The organism is Janthinobacterium sp. UMAB-56 (genome assembly GCF_900095265.1).
Taxonomy (GTDB): Bacteria; Pseudomonadota; Gammaproteobacteria; order Burkholderiales; family Burkholderiaceae_D; genus Janthinobacterium.
The window spans coordinates 356,251-372,695 of record NZ_LT607653.1 but is presented as its reverse complement, the minus strand read 5'-3'; the positions used below and the strand labels follow the sequence as shown (position 1 = coordinate 372,695).

The 16,445-nt window shown below is 61.8% G+C and carries 15 protein-coding genes and 1 pseudogene; 3 read left to right on the top strand and 13 right to left on the bottom strand.

The features are described 5' to 3' along the window. From K0F85_RS28625 to paaA, 10 genes and pseudogenes are all read right to left on the bottom strand, one after another. Positions 1-215 (bottom strand): annotated as a pseudogene (locus tag K0F85_RS28625) (3-oxoadipyl-CoA thiolase); the annotation flags it as partial. Positions 216-237: 22 nt separating this feature from the next. Next, complete coding sequence (gene paaK, locus K0F85_RS07635) at positions 238-1,566, bottom strand: phenylacetate--CoA ligase PaaK (RefSeq protein ID WP_219115440.1); 1,329 nt, start codon at positions 1,564-1,566, stop codon at positions 238-240. Between the two features lie 48 nt (positions 1,567-1,614). Continuing rightward, on the bottom strand, positions 1,615-2,046 hold the full coding sequence (gene paaI, locus K0F85_RS07630; protein WP_374198648.1) for a hydroxyphenylacetyl-CoA thioesterase PaaI: 432 nt from the start codon (positions 2,044-2,046) through the stop codon (positions 1,615-1,617). 10 nt (positions 2,047-2,056) lie between these two features. Next, a complete protein-coding gene (gene paaH, locus K0F85_RS07625) occupies positions 2,057-3,637 on the bottom strand; it encodes a 3-hydroxyacyl-CoA dehydrogenase PaaH (protein ID WP_219115438.1) in 1,581 nt (526 codons plus the stop codon). Between the two features lies 1 nt (position 3,638). Continuing rightward, on the bottom strand, positions 3,639-4,430 hold the full coding sequence (gene paaG, locus K0F85_RS07620; protein ID WP_219115437.1) for a 2-(1,2-epoxy-1,2-dihydrophenyl)acetyl-CoA isomerase PaaG: 792 nt from the start codon (positions 4,428-4,430) through the stop codon (positions 3,639-3,641). Positions 4,431-4,481: 51 nt separating this feature from the next. Next, on the bottom strand, positions 4,482-5,561 hold the full coding sequence (paaE, locus tag K0F85_RS07615; protein WP_219115436.1) for a 1,2-phenylacetyl-CoA epoxidase subunit PaaE: 1,080 nt from the start codon (positions 5,559-5,561) through the stop codon (positions 4,482-4,484). A 40-nt stretch (positions 5,562-5,601) separates the two neighbouring features. Beyond that, a complete protein-coding gene (gene paaD, locus K0F85_RS07610; RefSeq protein ID WP_219115435.1) occupies positions 5,602-6,129 on the bottom strand; it encodes a 1,2-phenylacetyl-CoA epoxidase subunit PaaD in 528 nt (175 codons plus the stop codon). After that, the gene (paaC, locus tag K0F85_RS07605; RefSeq protein WP_219115434.1) at positions 6,129-6,881 is read right to left on the bottom strand and encodes a 1,2-phenylacetyl-CoA epoxidase subunit PaaC; all 753 of its coding nucleotides are present in this window, start codon (positions 6,879-6,881) and stop codon (positions 6,129-6,131) included. The genes paaD and paaC overlap by 1 nt, the downstream gene beginning before the upstream one ends. Before the next feature lie 14 nt (positions 6,882-6,895). Beyond that, entirely contained in the window at positions 6,896-7,180 is a 285-nt protein-coding gene (gene paaB, locus K0F85_RS07600) for a 1,2-phenylacetyl-CoA epoxidase subunit PaaB (RefSeq protein ID WP_010401476.1), read from the bottom strand. A 26-nt stretch (positions 7,181-7,206) separates the two neighbouring features. Next, the gene (paaA, locus tag K0F85_RS07595; RefSeq protein ID WP_219115433.1) at positions 7,207-8,196 is read right to left on the bottom strand and encodes a 1,2-phenylacetyl-CoA epoxidase subunit PaaA; all 990 of its coding nucleotides are present in this window, start codon (positions 8,194-8,196) and stop codon (positions 7,207-7,209) included. Between the two features lie 268 nt (positions 8,197-8,464). Between paaA and paaX the strand changes: the two genes are divergently transcribed. Continuing rightward, positions 8,465-9,394: a phenylacetic acid degradation operon negative regulatory protein PaaX gene (gene paaX, locus K0F85_RS07590; protein WP_219115432.1), complete on the top strand. Its 930-nt coding sequence runs from the start codon at positions 8,465-8,467 to the stop codon at positions 9,392-9,394. 107 nt (positions 9,395-9,501) lie between these two features. Here paaX and K0F85_RS07585 read toward each other — a convergent pair whose 3' ends face one another. Next, on the bottom strand, positions 9,502-9,756 hold the full coding sequence (locus K0F85_RS07585; protein ID WP_219115431.1) for a hypothetical protein: 255 nt from the start codon (positions 9,754-9,756) through the stop codon (positions 9,502-9,504). Positions 9,757-9,897: 141 nt separating this feature from the next. Between K0F85_RS07585 and K0F85_RS07580 the strand changes: the two genes are divergently transcribed. After that, positions 9,898-11,022 (top strand): M14-type cytosolic carboxypeptidase, encoded by a 1,125-nt coding sequence (locus K0F85_RS07580; protein ID WP_219115430.1) that lies wholly within the window; start codon positions 9,898-9,900, stop codon positions 11,020-11,022. Positions 11,023-11,280: 258 nt separating this feature from the next. After that, on the top strand, positions 11,281-12,408 hold the full coding sequence (locus tag K0F85_RS07575) for a cytochrome-c peroxidase (protein ID WP_257572597.1): 1,128 nt from the start codon (positions 11,281-11,283) through the stop codon (positions 12,406-12,408). Positions 12,409-12,452: 44 nt separating this feature from the next. Here K0F85_RS07575 and K0F85_RS07570 read toward each other — a convergent pair whose 3' ends face one another. Together K0F85_RS07570 and K0F85_RS07565 are read right to left on the bottom strand one after the other, a co-directional pair. Further along, positions 12,453-13,775, bottom strand: coding sequence for an aminotransferase class V-fold PLP-dependent enzyme (locus K0F85_RS07570; protein WP_219115428.1), 1,323 nt, complete (start codon positions 13,773-13,775; stop codon positions 12,453-12,455). Positions 13,776-13,787: 12 nt separating this feature from the next. After that, a complete protein-coding gene (locus K0F85_RS07565; RefSeq protein WP_219115427.1) occupies positions 13,788-16,199 on the bottom strand; it encodes a TonB-dependent siderophore receptor in 2,412 nt (803 codons plus the stop codon). Positions 16,200-16,445 lie beyond the last annotated feature (246 nt).

Genomic DNA, 16,445 nt, shown 5'->3' with positions numbered 1-16,445 from the left:
GCAGCCATGCGGCCCACGTTGCGGTTGTCTTCACCCGCCTGGTTGGCGCAGCCGTAGAACACGTCATCGATGGCGGACCAGTCGACGGACGGGTTGCGGGCGATCAGCGCGGCGATAGGCAGCGCGCCCAGGTCGTCCGCGCGCACGCTGGACAGCGCGCCGCCATAGCGGCCGAACGGAGTGCGGACAAAGTCACAGATAAAAGCATCGTTCATGTTTGGTTCCTTGTTCGGGCTATCAGGAGAAAATCTTCGGGCGCTGGTCGACCACGCGGCGGGCCTTGCCCGTCAGGGTGCGTTCGATGCCGGCAGCGGCCACCAGGCGCACGCGCGTGCTCACGCCCACGTGCGTCTTGATGCGGTGTTCCAGCTCGCGCGCCAGGGCGTCCGTTTCACTAGCCGAGACGGTGGACGTCAGGTCGATGCGCAGCTCGGCGACCACTTCAAGCTTGTCGAGGTGGCCGTCGCGCGTGACCACCAACTGATATTGCGGCGCCAGCTTCGGCATCTTCAAAATCAGCTCTTCGATCTGCGTGGGGAAGACGTTAACGCCGCGGATGATCAGCATGTCGTCGGAGCGCCCCGTGATCTTGCCGATGCGGCGCATCGAGCGCGACGTCGGCGGCAGCAGGCGGGTCAGGTCGCGCGTGCGGTAGCGGATGATGGGCAGCGCTTCTTTCGACAGCGAGGTAAACACCAGCTCGCCTTCGGCACCGTCCGGCAGTACTTCGCCCGTTTCCGGATCGATGATCTCCGGGTAAAAATGGTCTTCCCAGATGACGGGACCGTCCTTGCTCTCGATGCATTCGGACGCCACGCCAGGCCCCATCACTTCGGACAGGCCGTAGATATCGACGGCGTCGATGCCGGCGCGCGTCTCGATTTCCGAACGCATGGCGTCCGTCCACGGCTCGGCGCCGAAGATGCCCACCTTCAGCGACGATTCGGCAGGGTCGAGACCCTGTCGCGTGAATTCCTCGATAATGTTGAGCATGTAGGACGGCGTGACCATGATGATGGAGGGCTTGAAATCCTGGATCAGTTGCACCTGCTTTTCCGTCTGCCCGCCGGACATCGGAATGACGGTGCAACCCAGGCGCTCGGCGCCATAATGTGCGCCCAGTCCGCCCGTGAACAGGCCGTAGCCGTAGGAGATATGCACCATGTCGCCCGCGCGGCCGCCGCCTGCGCGGATCGAGCGCGCCACCACGTTGGCCCAGGTATCGATGTCGTTTTGCGTGTAGCCGACCACCGTGGCCTTGCCCGTGGTGCCGCTGGAGGCGTGGATGCGTACCACTTGCTCGCGCGGCACGGCAAACAAGCCGAACGGGTAATTGTCGCGCAAGACTTTTTTATCGGTGAACGGGAATTTCGACAAGTCGGAGAGCGACTTCAGGTCGTCCGGATGCACGCCCGCTTCGTCAAAAGCGGCACGGTAATGGGGCACGTTGTCATACGCGTGCTTGAGCGTCCATTTCATGCGTTCGAGTTGTAGCGCCTGCAGTTCATCCTTGCTGGCGCGCTCGATCGGCTCAAGGTCATTCGGGGCGGGATTACGTTGGACCATCTCTGTCTCCTCATTCGGTTCTATAACTTTGTTATTCCTGCCGGCAGTTCAAGCCTGCTCTTGGATCACTTCACCCGCCACGCGGATCGACTTGCCACGGAATAGCGCGATGGCGCGGCCGTCCTGGTTGCTGACCTTGACGTCGTAGACGCCACTCTTGCCGGCCAGCGCCTGTTCGACGGCATGCGCCGTCAGCACGTCGCCTTCGCGGCCCGGTGCCAGGTAATCGATGGTGCAGCCGGCGCCGACGGTGTTCATGTTGTAGCTGTTGCAGGCAAAGGCAAAGGCGCTGTCGGCCAGGGCGAAGATGAAGCCGCCATGGCAGGTCTGGTGGCCATTGAGCATGTCAGCGCGCACCGTCATCGTCATGCGCGCATGGCCGGGGCCCACTTCGGCCAGGGCAATGCCCAGTGCCTGGGTGGCGCTGTCGCGCGACAGCATGGAGGCGGCGGCTGCTTCAGCCAGTGCCTGAGAGGTCATGTGGTGTTCTTCATGCGGCATGAAAGCTTGCTCCATTGGCGAGTTTGCGGCGCAGCAGCGGCGAGACTCTGTAGCGGTCTTCGCCATAGCCTTGCGCCAGGTGGTGCAGCACTGTCACGATGTGTTGGACACCCACGGCATCGGCCCAGGCCAGCGGCCCGCGCGGATAGTTGACGCCCTTCTGCATCGCGATATCGACGGCAGCCACCGTGCACACACCCTGGTTGACGGCGTCGGCCGCCTCGTTGGCCAGCATGGCAACAGTGCGCATGACGGCCAGGCCAGGCACGTCGTCCAGGCGCGTGACGATGAAACCGGCCGCCTGGAACAGGCCGACGACGGCGGCATAGGCGGCGTCGCTGCACTGGTCGGCACGGGCCACGGCGATGCGGCGGGCATCAGCGTAATCGAGCGCCAGGTCGAACAGCACTGTGTCCGGATGCTGGTTGTCGTGCGCGCGCTGGGTGGCGCTGCGCCCATCCGTGAGATAAATTGCGGCACCATGGCAGTGCAGGGCGGGCGCTTCGTCGTGTGCCTGGCCTTCCTGCGTCACGCGGCGGCTGACCGTGATGCCGGCCTGCTCCAGGCGTTGTACCAGGCTGCGAATAGTGCCACTGTGGCCTCGCCCATCGCCGCCGATGGCGGCCGACAGGGCGACGAATTCGGGCTTTGGCTGCGCGCTTTCCGCCTGCGCCACGGGGACAGCGGCACCCTCGCCGTACAGGTAAAAGCCACGGCCCGATTTGCGGCCCAGGAAACCGGCGTTGACCATTTCCTGCTGCAGCACGGACGGCGTGAAGCGCGGGTCGTTGAAGTAGGCGCCGAACACGGATTGCGTGACGGAGAAATTCACGTCGTGGCCTATCAGGTCCATCAGCTCGAAAGGCCCCATGCGGAAACCGCCCGCTTCGCGCAGCACGGCGTCGATGGTGGCAGGGTCGCCCGCCTGTTCGTTCAACAGGCGCCAGCCCTCCGCGTAGAACGGACGGGCGACACGGTTGACGATGAAGCCGGGCGTCGATTTCGCATGCACCGGGTTCTTGCCCCAGGCAATCGAGGTGTCATACACGGTGGCGGCGACTTGCTCGCTGGTGGCCAGGCCACTGATCACTTCGACCAGCGCCATCAGGGGAACCGGGTTGAAGAAGTGCATGCCGACCAGGCGTTCCGGGCGGCGCAGCTTGGCAGCGATGGCCGTGACGGAAATCGACGAGGTATTGGTCGCCAGGATGCAGTCGTCGCCGACCAGCGCTTCCAGTTCTGCGAACAGGCCGCGCTTGACGTCGAGGTTTTCCACGATGGCTTCCACCACCAGTGCGGCGTCGCTCACATCGGCCAGGCTGGCGGCCGCCTGCAGGCGCGCCGTGGCGGCGGTGGCTTCCTCCGCCGTCATGCGGCCCTTTTCGGCCAGCTTCGCGTACATCTTGCCGATATCGAGCAAAGCCTTGCTCACCGCTTCCGCGCGCGTGTCGTACAGTTTTACCCTGTAACCGGCAGCTGCGGCCACCTGCGCGATGCCGGCGCCCATGGCGCCGCTGCCGATGACGGCGATGATGCTGTTGTTTGCCAGTTTGTTTGCCAATTCGGTCATATCAGTGTCCCTTGAATTGCGGTGCGCGCTTTTCCATGAAGGCGGCCACGCCTTCGCGGTAATCGTCGCTGTTACCGAGATCGCTCATCATGCGCGCTTCCAGCGCCAGTTGCTGCGGCAGGGTATTGGCGCCGCTGGCGGCCAGCGCCTGCTTGGTATAGGCCAGGCCCTTGGTCGGCGCCGTGGAAAAGTGCACGGCCAGTTTCTGCGTTTCTTCCGCCAGTTGCGCGTCATCCACGCATTTCCAGATCAAGCCCCAGTCTTCCGCTTTTTCCGCCGTCAGTTTTTCACCCAGCATGGCCAGGCCCATGGCGCGCGCCGAACCGATCAGGCGCGGCAGGAAGAAGGTGCCGCCCGTATCCGGGATCAGGCCCAATTTGCAGAACACTTCCACGAAACTGGCCGACTTGCCGGCGATGACGATATCGCAGGCCAGCGCCAGGTTGGCACCCGCGCCGGCGGCCACGCCATTGACGGCGCAGATCACGGGCATCGGCAGTGCTTTCAAGGCCAGCACCAGCGGCGCATAATTCTTTTCCACCGACTCGCCCAGGTCCACGCCCTTCGAGCCGGGCTCCACGGCACGGTCGGACAAATCCTGGCCCGCGCAAAAACCACGGCCCGCCCCCGTCAGCACGAAGACGCGCACGGAGCTGTCGGCATTGACTTTCGCAATCGCGTCACGTACTTCTTCGTGCATGGCTTGCGTAAAACTATTGAGCTTGTCGGGACGGTTCAGGGTGAGCGTGGCGATGCCATGCTCGATGCTAAAGAGAATATTTTGGTAGCTCATGGCGTCTCGCTTTTGTAATAGATATGACAGGGCGTGTTCCCTGCGCCGGCTTTATTCTGCCTGGTCGAAGTCGACCACGACCTTGTCGGTCAATGGAAAACTCTGGCAACTGAGGACAAAGCCGCGCGCCACTTCGTAATCTTCCAGCGCGTAGTTGACGTCCATTTCTACCTTGCCGTCGATTATCTTGCAGCGGCAGGTCGAGCACACGCCGCCCTTGCACGAGTAGCGCATGTCCAGCCCGTAACGCAGGCCCGCGTCGAGGATGGATTCCTTGTCCTTGTCCATCGTGAAGGTAGTGTGGTTACCATCCATGATGACGGTCACTTCCGTTTCCTGCACGGCGTCCGCAGCGAGCTGGGCACGCGGCTTGTGGGCGCTTTTCGGGATGCTGGCAGCGAACAGTTCGATCTTGATATTCTGCTTCGGCATGCCGGCCGCCTGCAGGGCAGCGGACACGCCCAGCATCATGTCTTCCGGGCCGCAGATGAAGGCGTTGTCGTAGTCTTCTACCCTGATCCAGTGCTGCAGGAATTGCTCGCATTTTTCCTGCGTGATGCGGCCGTTGAACAATTCGATATCCTGCTGCTCGCGGCTCATCACGTAGACCAGGTTCAAACGCTCCAGGTACACATCCTTCAAGTCCGTCAGTTCTTCCTTGAAGATGACGGATGACGAGGCGCGGTTGCCGTAGAACAGGGTGAAACGGCTCTGGGGTTCCGTCAGCAGTGTCGTCTTGATGATGGAGAGGATGGGCGTGATGCCGCTACCGGCCGCAAACGCCAGGTAGTGCTTGCGGTTGACGCAGTCGAGCGGCACGTTGAAATGGCCCATGGGGGGCATCACTTCGATGGTGGCGCCGGCTTTCAGGGTGTCATTCGCCCAGGTGGAAAAGGCGCCGCCCGGCGTGCGCTTGATGGCCACGCGCAGGGTGCCATCCTGTACCGCCGAACAGATGGAATACGAGCGGCGCACGTCTTCCGCATTGATATGGGCGCGCAGGGTCAGGTGCTGCCCCTGCTGGTAGCGGAACTGCTGCTGCAGTTCCGCTGGCACGTCGAACGTGACGGCGATGGTGTCGCGCGTTTCGTTGCGCACGTTCGCTACGCTCAGCGGATAAAATTTACTCATGCTTCATCTCCAGTTTCTTCGGAACGTGTGCCTGATTTTTTTAGTGGCACTTGAAGTAGTCAAACGGTTCGCGGCAAGCCAGGCATTTGTACAGGGCCTTGCACGGCGTGGAGCCGAACTGGCTGGTCAGCTGCGTTTGCGTGGAACCGCAGTTAGGGCAGATCACGTCCAGCTTCGGCATGGGCTGGCGCTTGACACCGCCTTTCAAACCGCTGATGTCGATCACCTGCTGCTGCGGCGGGGCGATGCCATAGCCTTTCAGCTTGACCTTGCCCGCTTCGCTCATCCAGTCCGTGGTCCAGGCCGGCGCCAGCTGGTTCACCAGGGTCACCTTCTGCACGCCACGGCTGCGCAAGGCATCCGTGACGGCATCAGCGATCACCTGCATGGCCGGGCAACCCGAATACGTGGGCGTGATCGTCACGATGCATTCATCGTTGCTGACCACGTCGACGGCGCGCACAATGCCCAGGTCGACCACCGAAATGACGGGAATTTCCGGGTCCGGCACGTCGCCCAGCCAGGCCCATACCTGGGCCGCGTCCAGCGCTGCCGCGGGCGTGCTCATTACCACTCCGCTCCGGGATAGGCACGCTGCAGGAACTGCATCTCGGCCAGAATAAAACCCAGGTGTTCCGTGTGCGTGCCCTGCTTGCCGCCCTTTTGCATCCAGGCGTCGGGCGCCGGCAGGACAAGCGTCGCTTCGGCGAAGATCTCGGCCACGTGCTCCAGGAACGCCTGGCGCAGCACCTCCGATGGCGGCGCGATGCCGACGGCAAGCATGGCCTGGTCGACGGCGTCATACTTGAACATCTCGCCCGTGTACATCCACAGCTTGTCGGCGGCGGCCTGCGTTTTCGCGTGGCTGTCCGCCGTGCCGTCGCCGAGGCGCACGATCAGGTCACCGCTGCGGCGCAGGTGATACGTGACTTCCTTGATCGACTTTTGCGCCACTTCGACGATACGAGCGTCCGTCGATTTCGTCAGTTCCAGCAGCTGGAAGTAGTGCCAGCTGTCGAAGAGGAACTGGCGCATCATGGTGTCGGCGTAATTGCCGTTCGGCTGTTCGACCAGCAGGCAGTTCTTGAAGTCGTGGGCGTCGCGCAAAAAGGCGATGTCGTCCTCGTCGCGGCCCGCGTTTTCCAGTTCGGCCGCATAGCTGAACCACAAGCGCGTCTGGCCCAGCAAGTCCAGCGCCACGTTGGTCAGCGCCATGTCTTCTTCCAGCGCCGGGCCCTTGCCGCACAGCTGAGACAACTGCTGGCTGAGGATCAGGGCATTGTCGCCCAGGCGCAGGAGGTAATTGACTTTATCATCCATTACTGGCGCTCCCATCACAGGTTCTTGACTTCTTCCGGCATCGGGAAGAAGGTGGGATGGCGGTACACCTTGCTGTTCGACGGTTCGAACAGGGCGCCCTTGTCGCCCGGGCTGCTGGCAACGATATCGGCCGCGCGTACCACCCAGATGCTCACACCTTCGTTACGGCGCGTGTAGACGTCGCGCGCATGGTTGACCGCCATGCTGGCGTCGGAAGCGTGCAGGCTACCCACATGCTTGTGCGCCAGGCCGTGCTGGCTGCGGATGAAAACTTCCCACAAAGGCCATTCTTTGCTCATGTTGCTATCCCCTTTTATCGATATTTTCAGGCTGCCGCTTTGCTAGCGGCTTGCTTGTCTGCGTAGGCGAGCAAGGCATCGCGGAACCATGCGCCGTCTTCATACGCTTTCACGCGCGTTTGCAAGCGTTCGCGGTTGCACGGGCCATTGCCCTTCAAGACATTGTTGAACTCGGACCAGTCGATCTCGCCGAATTCATAATGGCCCGTTTCCGCATTGAACTTCAGGTCGGGATCAGGCACGGTCAACCCCAGGTATTCGATTTGCGGCACGGTCTGGTCGACCATGCGCTGGCGCAATTCGTCGTTCGAGAACAGCTTGATACGCCATTGCGCCGATTGGGCGCTGTTGACGGAAGCGGCGTCGGACGGACCGAACATCATCAACGATGGCCACCACCAGCGGTTCAGCGCATCCTGCGCCATGGCTTTCTGCTCGGGTGTGCCCTTGCACAGCGACATCATGATGTCGTAGCCCTGGCGCGCATGGAATGATTCTTCCTTGCAGACGCGGATCATGGCGCGCGCATACGGGCCATACGAGCAACGGCACAGGGGAATCTGGTTGATGATGGCGGAACCGTCGACCAGCCAGCCGATGGCGCCCATGTCGGCCCACGACAAGGTGGGATAGTTAAAGATGCTGGAATATTTGGCCTTGCCCGAGTGCAAGGCGGCCAGCAAGTCGTCGCGCGACACGCCCAGGGTTTCTGCGGCGCTATACAGGTACAGGCCATGGCCCGCCTCATCCTGTATCTTCGCCAGCAAGATGGACTTGCGTTTCAGGGTCGGTGCACGTGTGACCCAATTTCCTTCGGGTAACTGACCGACGATTTCCGAATGCGCGTGCTGCGAAATCTGGCGGATCAGGGTCTTGCGGTAGGCGTCTGGCATCCAGTCCTTGGCCTCGATCTTGATGCCTTCGTCGATGCGCGCCTGGAAAGCGCGCTCTTCCTGGCCCATGTCGTCGATGGAGCGGACGTTCTTGAGGCCGGTTTCAACCATTTGTGCGTACATGATCTGTCTCCCATGTCTTTGATTTTGCGCAGCAACGCGGTGCGATAAACAGATGATACGATACAAAAAACGATTTGCATACACTTGATATGAATCATTTTAAAAAATCGTATCTTGTGCGGATTTTTTGTGCGTATGATATTGCGTATGAGAAAACATTGCGGAGTGCCACCAGCGCTTCCGGTAAATTATTGACGCGCTACCCGCGCAGCCAAGTAAACTGCTGCTTTTTATTGAACCGACCGCAACACGGCCAGACCGGAACCACATGAAGAACACCCGCTGCACGGCATGGATAGCCGATTTCCTGGAAAGCGACCCACCGCGCTCGAAGTCCCTGGTGATGACCATCTTTGGCGACGCCATCGTGCCGCGCGGCGGTGCCATCTGGCTGGGTAGCCTGATCGACCTGCTGGCGCCATTTGGCGTGAATGACCGTTTATTGCGCACCAGCGTGTTCCGCCTGGCGCAGGAAGGCTGGCTCAGCTCGCAGCGCGACGGCCGCCGCAGCGCCTATACGATACGGCCTGAGGCGCTGGCCCGCTTCGAACGCGCCTATCGCCGCATCTATGCGCCACTGGTTGTGCACTGGGATGGCAGCTGGACCCTGGTAATCGGGCCGGCCGGCAGCATCGGCGCGGCCGAACGGGGGGCACTGCGCAAGGAATTATTGTGGGCTGGCTATGGCTTGATCTCTCCCGGCATCTTTGGCCACCCGGCCAGCAATACGGAGGCGCTGGAAGATATCCTCGTGCGCAATGAGGTGCAGGGCAAGCTGTATGTCTGCCACACCACGGAATTGCCGGGCGTGAGCACGCGTCCCCTGCGCGACATGGTGGGCGACTGCTGGGACTTGTCGGAAGTGATGGCCGGCTACGAAAAATTCATCGCCAGCTTCCAGCCCCTGCTGAGCCTGCTTGAAGAAGCGCCCGTGTTCGATGCGGAGCAAGCCTTCGTCATCCGCTCGCTGCTGACGCATGCCTACCGCCGCGTGCAATTGCACGACCCGCAACTACCCGTCGAACTGCTGCCAGTACCGTGGCCCGGCACGCAAGCCTATGCGCTGGCCCGCGACCTGTACCGCCTCACGTATGCGGCCGCCGAGGAACATATCCTTGCCACCTTGCGGCGCGAGGATGCGCAAGCGCCCGAGGTAGCACCGTGGTTCTACGAACGCTTCGGCGGCCTGAATGCCTGACAGAATGGCCATGGCGGCGGTGCAGGACCTGGGCCTGCGTTCCTACTGCCTGCGGCCCTGCGCCTGAACTATTTTCAGACGTTCAGCAAGCGCCCCTTACGCAACGTTCATGATTTGACGACTACCTGTTTCGCGCCAGCCAATAAATCCTGCCCCAGCTTTTCCAGCGCATTGGCCTGCAACAACATGGTGTCGAGGATGGCGGCATTGAAGGTGAATTCGGCCGGCGTCGTATAGCCGGGAAAACGCAGGATGCGCAGCAATTCCTGCAAGGTGGTGCCCTTGCCCAGGTGCGCCAGAGCGTCGCTGAGGGCGCTGATTTTCTTTTCCAGTTCGCGTATATGGTTGCCGTTGTCGTCCATGATGATCTCCCCGTGTTGGAGCTTCCACGTTAGCAAAGCACGTCCGTTATCGTTTGCGCCAGCACAAAGGCCAGCGCAAAACAGGTATCATCGCGCCATTGCACACGATGCAAAACCCATACGTTTTTATCAGGAACACACATGACCATTAAAATCAGCCAGCAATTCGACGCCGGCGCGATCGAGGTGCTGCGCGCCGACGATGCCCACTCCATCGAGCTCAATATCCGCAAGGATTCCCACGCCGACATCACGCAGTGGTTTTACTTCCGCCTGCAAGGCGCGCAAGGCGAGGCGTGCACGATCCGCTTCATGAACGCAGGCAAGTCGGCCTACCCGGACGGCTGGAAAGATTACCAGGCCGTGGCCAGCTACGACCGCGAAACCTGGTTCCGCGTACCCACCAGCTTTGACGGCACGGTGATGACCATTAGCCATACGCCGGAAGAAGAAAGCGTGTACTACGCCTACTTCGAACCGTATCCATGGGACCGCCACCTGGCCCTGATCGACAGCGCGCAAGCCTCGCCGCTGGTGCGCTTGATCGACCTGGGCAGCACCGTGGAAGGCCGCGACATGAATCTGCTGGTGGTCGGCGATGCCGATGCCGAGAAGAAAGTCTGGGTCATCGCGCGCCAGCATCCCGGCGAAACGATGGCCGAATGGTTTGTCGAAGGCATGCTCGAAGCCTTGCTGGACCAGGCCAATCCGTTTGCCCGCCAGTGCCTGCAGGACGCCGTCTTCTACGTGGTGCCGAACATGAACCCGGACGGTTCCGTGCATGGCAATCTGCGTACCAACGCGGCCGGTGCCAACCTGAACCGCGAATGGATGACGCCCACCATGGAGCGCAGCCCGGAAGTGTTCCTGGTGAAACAGAAAATGCATGAAATCGGCTGCGACCTGTTCCTCGACGTGCATGGCGACGAAGGCTTGCCTTACGTGTTCGTGGCCGGCAGCGACGCGCTGGAAAATTTCACGCCGGCACAAAAGGCCGAGCAAGACCGCTTCATCGCCGACTTCAAGGTGGCCAGCCCCGACTTCCAGGATGAGCACGGCTATGAAGACGGCCCGTTCACGCCGGAAGTGCTGACCATGGGGTCGCCCCACATCACCCACGCCTTCGGCTGTCTGTCGCTGACCCTGGAACTGCCGTTCAAGGACAACGCCAACGATCCCGACCCGCAAACGGGCTGGAGCGGTGCCCGCAGCGCCGCCCTGGGCGCTGCCGTGCTGCAAGCCATCCTGTCCACCTTGCGCGCCTGATGGCCGCATGACACCAGCCCGTCGAGCATGACGGGCCAGGCCGGCGGCCTCTCTGCCGCCGGCGCTTCCCTTGCCTCTTCTTGCGCAGCGCAGCATCGCTAATCGTTGCCACGCCAGCCATTGCTGCCTATACTGGTCGCAGCATGCTCGTGTCTTCCTTCTTGCCGTCAACCCATCTTGCATATGAAAAATACCGACCCGCCACGCGCCTTGAGGCGCTTTTTCAGGACACAACTTGCACACGTGTGCATTTCTGCAATGGCCAGCCTGACAGGAACATTCTGCCTGGCGGCCGAACTCAGTCCGGCCGCACAGCTGGGGCGGCACATCTTCCACGATGCCAGCCTGTCCGCTTCGGGCAAGCAATCGTGCGCCAGTTGCCATGATCCGGCCCACGCCTACGCGCCCGGCAACAAGCTGGCCGTGCAACTGGGAGGCGCCGATGGCCAGGCGCACGGCTACCGCGCCACGCCATCGCTGCGCTATCTGGAACACAATCCGCCCTTCCGCTTTGATGCAGAAGGCGCGCCCAACGGCGGCATCAACCGCGACGGCCGCGCCGCCAGCCTGGCAGAACAGGCGGAGCGACCGTTCCTGGCAGCGCACGAAATGGCCAATGCCAGCACGGACGAGGTAGTGGAAAGGCTGCGCAAGGGCAGTTACGCGGAAGCGTTCCGGCGCGTCTTTGGCGACGCCATCTTTGCGCAACCGCAACAGGCATTCAGCCGCATCACCTATGCCTTGCAGCAATTCCAACAGGAAGAGCCGGATTTCCACCGCTACGATTCCAAATATGACCTTTACCTGGCCAACAAGGTTCCGCTGGAGCTGGCCGAATTGCGCGGCCTGGCCCTGTTCAACGATGAACGCAAGGGCAATTGCGCCGCTTGTCACCCCAGCGTGCGGGGCGAACATGGCGCGCCACCGTTGTTTACGGACTTCAGTTTCGACAATCTGGGCGTGCCGCGCAATACGCGCATTCCCGCCACCGCCGACCCGGCCTATTTCGACCTGGGTTTGTGCGGCCCCGACCGCACGGATCTGACGCTGAAAGGAGAGTTATGCGGCGCCTTCAAGGTTCCCAGCCTGCGCAATGTAGCCACGCGCCAGGTATTTTTTCACAACGGCGTGTTCGACAAGCTGACGGATGCCCTGCGTTTCTATGTGCGGCGCGATACCCATCCGCAAGAATGGTATCCGCGCGACAAACGGGGAAAAGTGCAGAAATTCAACGACGTGCCGAGCAACTACCGCAGCAACGTGAACGTCAGCGAAGCACCGTTCGACCGCAAGCGCGGCATGGCGCCGGCGCTGACGGCGGGCGAGATCGAGGATATAGTCAAGTTTTTGGCCACCCTGACGGATGGCTATCAAGTACAGCAATGAAAGCATGGGGCACTCCAGTGCTGGAGTGCCCCCAACCCTGGCAACTAGCCGCGCGCCACCTTGCGCAAGGCATCGACCAGCCGGTCCATATGCGACTCGGGCGTAAAGATGCCTGGCGTCACGCGCACGCACGCGCCGGATGCCAGCCCGTCGCGGGGTACGGCAAAGATGCCGTGTTGCTGCACCAGCTTTTTCGACAAGGCATAACTGTCGGCTACGCTCGTCTTGCCCCTTAACCGGAACGAGGCGATGGCGCTCGTCAGGCGCGGGTCGCCGGACGCCAGCACTTCGATGCCATCGATGCCGCGTGCCGCTTCCACCCAGCGGTTGCGCAGCAGCCTCAGCCGCGCCTGCTTGTTGGCCACGCCGATTTGCGCATGCAAGTCCAGCGCCGTCGGCAAGCTCAGATAGGCGGCGAAATTGACCGTGCCCGTGTGCACGCGGGTGCGGATATCGTCGCCCGCTTTTTCTCCGAGGTAGGGGTCGATATCGGCCAGCCTGCCCCGCTTGACATAGGCGGCGCCCACGCCGACGGGCGCACCTATCCATTTGTGCAGATTGATGCCGGCAAAGTCTGCCTGCAAATCGGGTATCGTCATGTCGAGCTGGCCAAAACCGTGCGCCGTATCGACGATGACATCGATGCCCCGTGCGCGTGCCAGGCGGCTGATCTCGGCCACGGGCAAGACCATGCCATTGCGGTGATTGACGTGCGTGAGCAGCATCAATTTCAAGGTGGGCTGGCTTTCCATGGCGGCAACATAGGCGGCGACGACATTGTCATGCGCAAACGGTTCCGGCATGGCAATCGACACCACCTGGACGCCGCGCCGCTGCTGCAGCCAGCGCGTGACCGTGATCATATTGTCGTAATCGATATCCGCGTATAGCACCGTATCGCCGGGCCGCAGGCGGTTGTAGCCGGCGATCAAGACTTGCAGCGCTTCCGTGGCACCCCGCGTCAGCACGATTTCATCGCTCGCCACGCCCAGCGCCCTGGCTGCCGCCGCGCGGGCCGCCTCGAAATCGGCCGGGAAACGCATGCGTGCATACCAGGCGTTGTCGCGGTTGACCATGGCCAGTTGCTGCTCATAATGACGCAGCACGGGCCTGGCCATCGCCCCCCAGTAGGCATTATCCAGTTGCACGATGGCATCTGTGGTGTCGTATTGCGCGGCCACGGCCTGCCAGTAAGCCTGGTTGCTGGCCAGCACCTCCGGCGTGGTGCCGGCCGGCACTGCTGGCAAAGGCGGCAACGGTGGCGCCAGGGCGGCGGACGCTGCCGCAGCCGATCCTGCGCCTGCCGCCAAGGGCAGCGCCGCCGCCAGCGAACCCGCGCGCAACAAGGCGCGGCGTTGTGGATTCATCGTCATCTCCCCTTAAAATTTCACTTTGTACTCGACATACAGATTGCGCCCGTCCGTGTCGTAAGGCGCATTGCGCGAATAGATCAGACCGCGGCTGGCCTGGAAGCTTGCCTCATCAGGATACTTGTCCAGCACGTTGTCGATACCCACGCGTACGGACTGCTTGTCGCTGATCTTGTAGCTGGCCGCCAGATCAAGAAATTGCATGGCGCCGAAGCGCTGGAAGATATCGCCCGTGGCGTTGCCGGAATTGTCCGTCCACGCGCCGTAATAGCGCACGCGGGCCAGGGTATTCCAGCTGCCCAGGTCGTAGTTGCCGCTGACGGTGGCTTTCTGGCGCGGCAGGCGCTCTTCGAATACTTGCCGCTGGGCCGGATTGGTGACCAGGCTGGACTTGCCGCCATCGACTTTGGTCGTGTTGTAGTTGTAGGCAAGGGTCAAGTTCAGCTTGCCGTCGCCGATACGGCTCAGGTGGCTGCCCACGATATCGATGCCGCGCGTGGTGGTGTCGAAGTCATTCGTGAAATAGCTGACGGAGGTGTAGCGCAGCGGATTGGCCACGCCAGCCGGCACGGCAAAGGCGGCGGAGGTGCTGAAGCGGTCGCTGACCTTGATATCATACACATCGACGGAACCGGAAAAGCCGGCCGGTGTCTTCCACGTAAAACCCAGCGACAGGTTTTTCGATTTTTCCGGCTTCAGCGCCTGCGCACCCAGCAGGATGGCCAGCGGGTCGTTGTTAGCCAGGCGGCCGCTGGTAAACAATAGCAAGGTCTTAGTGTCGAGGCCTTGGTTCGTGCTGTTGGTGTTCGACTGGCCCGGTGTTGGCGCGCGGAAACCCGTCGAGTAAGAGCCGCGCAAGGCCAGGTCCGCGCTCAAGGCGTAACGGGCTGACAACTTGCCATTGACGGTACTGCCGAATTCCGAGAAATGCTCATAGCGGGCCGCGCCGCCCAGGCTCAGGGCCTTGGTGACGGGCACTTCCACGTCGAGGTAGGCAGCATAGCTGTCCTGCCCCCAGCTGCCCGCCTGGCGGTCGCTGAAACCGGGGGCGCCATTCGCGTTCGCATCAAGGCCGATGGCCGCGCCCGGCCCCACCGTCCAGGACGCCGTATCGCCCGCCTTCACGCCATACGTTTCGTTGCGCGCTTCCGCGCCAAACGCGATATTGACCGGTTGCGGCAGGGATGCCACGGGCAATTCATAATTAAAATTGGCGTTGAGAATCTTTTCGACCTGCGACAACTGGCCCAGGTAAAACGCCGTCGGGCTGCTCGGGCCCATCGAAGCATTGATGGAATTGGCCAAGTTGTAATCGATGCGGTTGCGACCGTAGGAAGCGCTCACATCCCAGCCGAAGCTGTCGTTGAAGTGACCACGCACGCCGGCCACCAACTGTAAATCATCCTGATCATTCGAATAGCTGGGGCTGAAGCCGAGTGGATACAGGCTGCGCAAATCCCAGCCGGGGAACAGGTTGCTGGTTTTATACGCACCCGTACTCGTGTCGGGATTCCTCCAGTTGAAGTCCGAGGTGCCGTCGCTGCGGCTGAACAGGCCGAAGCCGTAGAGTTCCGCCGCGTCGGACAGCGCCATGCTGGCATTGAAGCCGATGCGCTTGCTGTCGAGTTCAGGCTGGCCCCAGCGCTGCACGGGGTTCCGCACCTTCAATGCCGGATGGGCGTTCTGGAAAGCGATGGCGTCGGCCCGCTGGCGCGTGCGCGAAGTAGGGTCGGACTGGGCCAGCGCGCCGAAAATCGTCACCTTGCCCGTCTCGCCAAAGGCAAAGCCCGTCTTCAGATTGAGCTCATTGCCCTTGCCGTCGCCTTCCGAGTATTGCGAGTGCTGCACGGACAGTTCCGTACCCAGCGTATCGTCGAGAATGATGTTGATCACGCCCGCGATCGCATCGGAACCGTACTGGGCCGAAGCGCCATCGCGCAGCACTTCGATGCGTTTGATGGCGGACACGGGAATCTGTGCCAGGTCGGGCGCCTGCGCGCCGCGCGCGCCCAGCAGGGCGCTGCGATGAAAGCGCTTGCCGTTGACCAGCACCAGGGTCTGGTCTGGCGACAGGCCGCGCAGGGTGGCGGGACGCACGAACACTTGCCCATCGGCCATCGGCAAGCGTTGCACCACATACGAGGGCACAAGTTGCGCCAGAACGTCGTTCAAGTCCGACGATTCCACGGCACCGATATCTTCGCGGTTGAACACATCGACGGGCGCCATGGTGTCGAACTGGGTGCGGTTGCTGCCGCGCGTGCCCGTGACGATCACGGCTTGCGGGGCGCCCATGGATGCGCTGGCGGATGCTGGGGCAACGGTCGCATCGCCATGGGCGTGCGCCTGGTGGGCGAACACGGCGTTCATGGCACACAACAGGGCCACCGCGCGGGCGATACGGGTACGGGAGTAGGTCATGGAGAGAGAGTCACTATGCAGGTTGGATCAACAACTACGCGTCACGGCAAGACTCACATCTTGCATGAAATATCACGAAGTTCGGCTTACTTACATTAAAAGCATCTCAATTACGCAGATAACGTCAGATGGCGCCATCATACGAAGCGAATATTTCCGCCGTATGACGATCAGAGCGCTGCCCAAGCAGCACAGGGACAAGAAAAAAGGCGCCAGCGGCGCCTTTGCAAGAAGACTTGGGCGGCT

Coding starts and splice junctions, on each gene's coding strand:
- paaK (WP_219115440.1), bottom strand. CDS start 1,566: ATGGTCCAACGTAATCCCGCCCCGAATGACCTTGAGCCGATCGAGCGC.
- paaI (WP_374198648.1), bottom strand. CDS start 2,046: ATGACCTCTCAGGCACTGGCTGAAGCAGCCGCCGCCTCCATGCTGTCG.
- paaH (WP_219115438.1), bottom strand. CDS start 3,637: ATGACCGAATTGGCAAACAAACTGGCAAACAACAGCATCATCGCCGTC.
- paaG (WP_219115437.1), bottom strand. CDS start 4,430: ATGAGCTACCAAAATATTCTCTTTAGCATCGAGCATGGCATCGCCACG.
- paaE (WP_219115436.1), bottom strand. CDS start 5,561: ATGAGTAAATTTTATCCGCTGAGCGTAGCGAACGTGCGCAACGAAACG.
- paaD (WP_219115435.1), bottom strand. CDS start 6,129: ATGAGCACGCCCGCGGCAGCGCTGGACGCGGCCCAGGTATGGGCCTGG.
- paaC (WP_219115434.1), bottom strand. CDS start 6,881: ATGGATGATAAAGTCAATTACCTCCTGCGCCTGGGCGACAATGCCCTG.
- paaB (WP_010401476.1), bottom strand. CDS start 7,180: ATGAGCAAAGAATGGCCTTTGTGGGAAGTTTTCATCCGCAGCCAGCAC.
- paaA (WP_219115433.1), bottom strand. CDS start 8,196: ATGTACGCACAAATGGTTGAAACCGGCCTCAAGAACGTCCGCTCCATC.
- paaX (WP_219115432.1), top strand. CDS start 8,465: ATGAAGAACACCCGCTGCACGGCATGGATAGCCGATTTCCTGGAAAGC.
- K0F85_RS07585 (WP_219115431.1), bottom strand. CDS start 9,756: ATGGACGACAACGGCAACCATATACGCGAACTGGAAAAGAAAATCAGC.
- K0F85_RS07580 (WP_219115430.1), top strand. CDS start 9,898: ATGACCATTAAAATCAGCCAGCAATTCGACGCCGGCGCGATCGAGGTG.
- K0F85_RS07575 (WP_257572597.1), top strand. CDS start 11,281: ATGGCCAGCCTGACAGGAACATTCTGCCTGGCGGCCGAACTCAGTCCG.
- K0F85_RS07570 (WP_219115428.1), bottom strand. CDS start 13,775: ATGAATCCACAACGCCGCGCCTTGTTGCGCGCGGGTTCGCTGGCGGCG.
- K0F85_RS07565 (WP_219115427.1), bottom strand. CDS start 16,199: ATGACCTACTCCCGTACCCGTATCGCCCGCGCGGTGGCCCTGTTGTGT.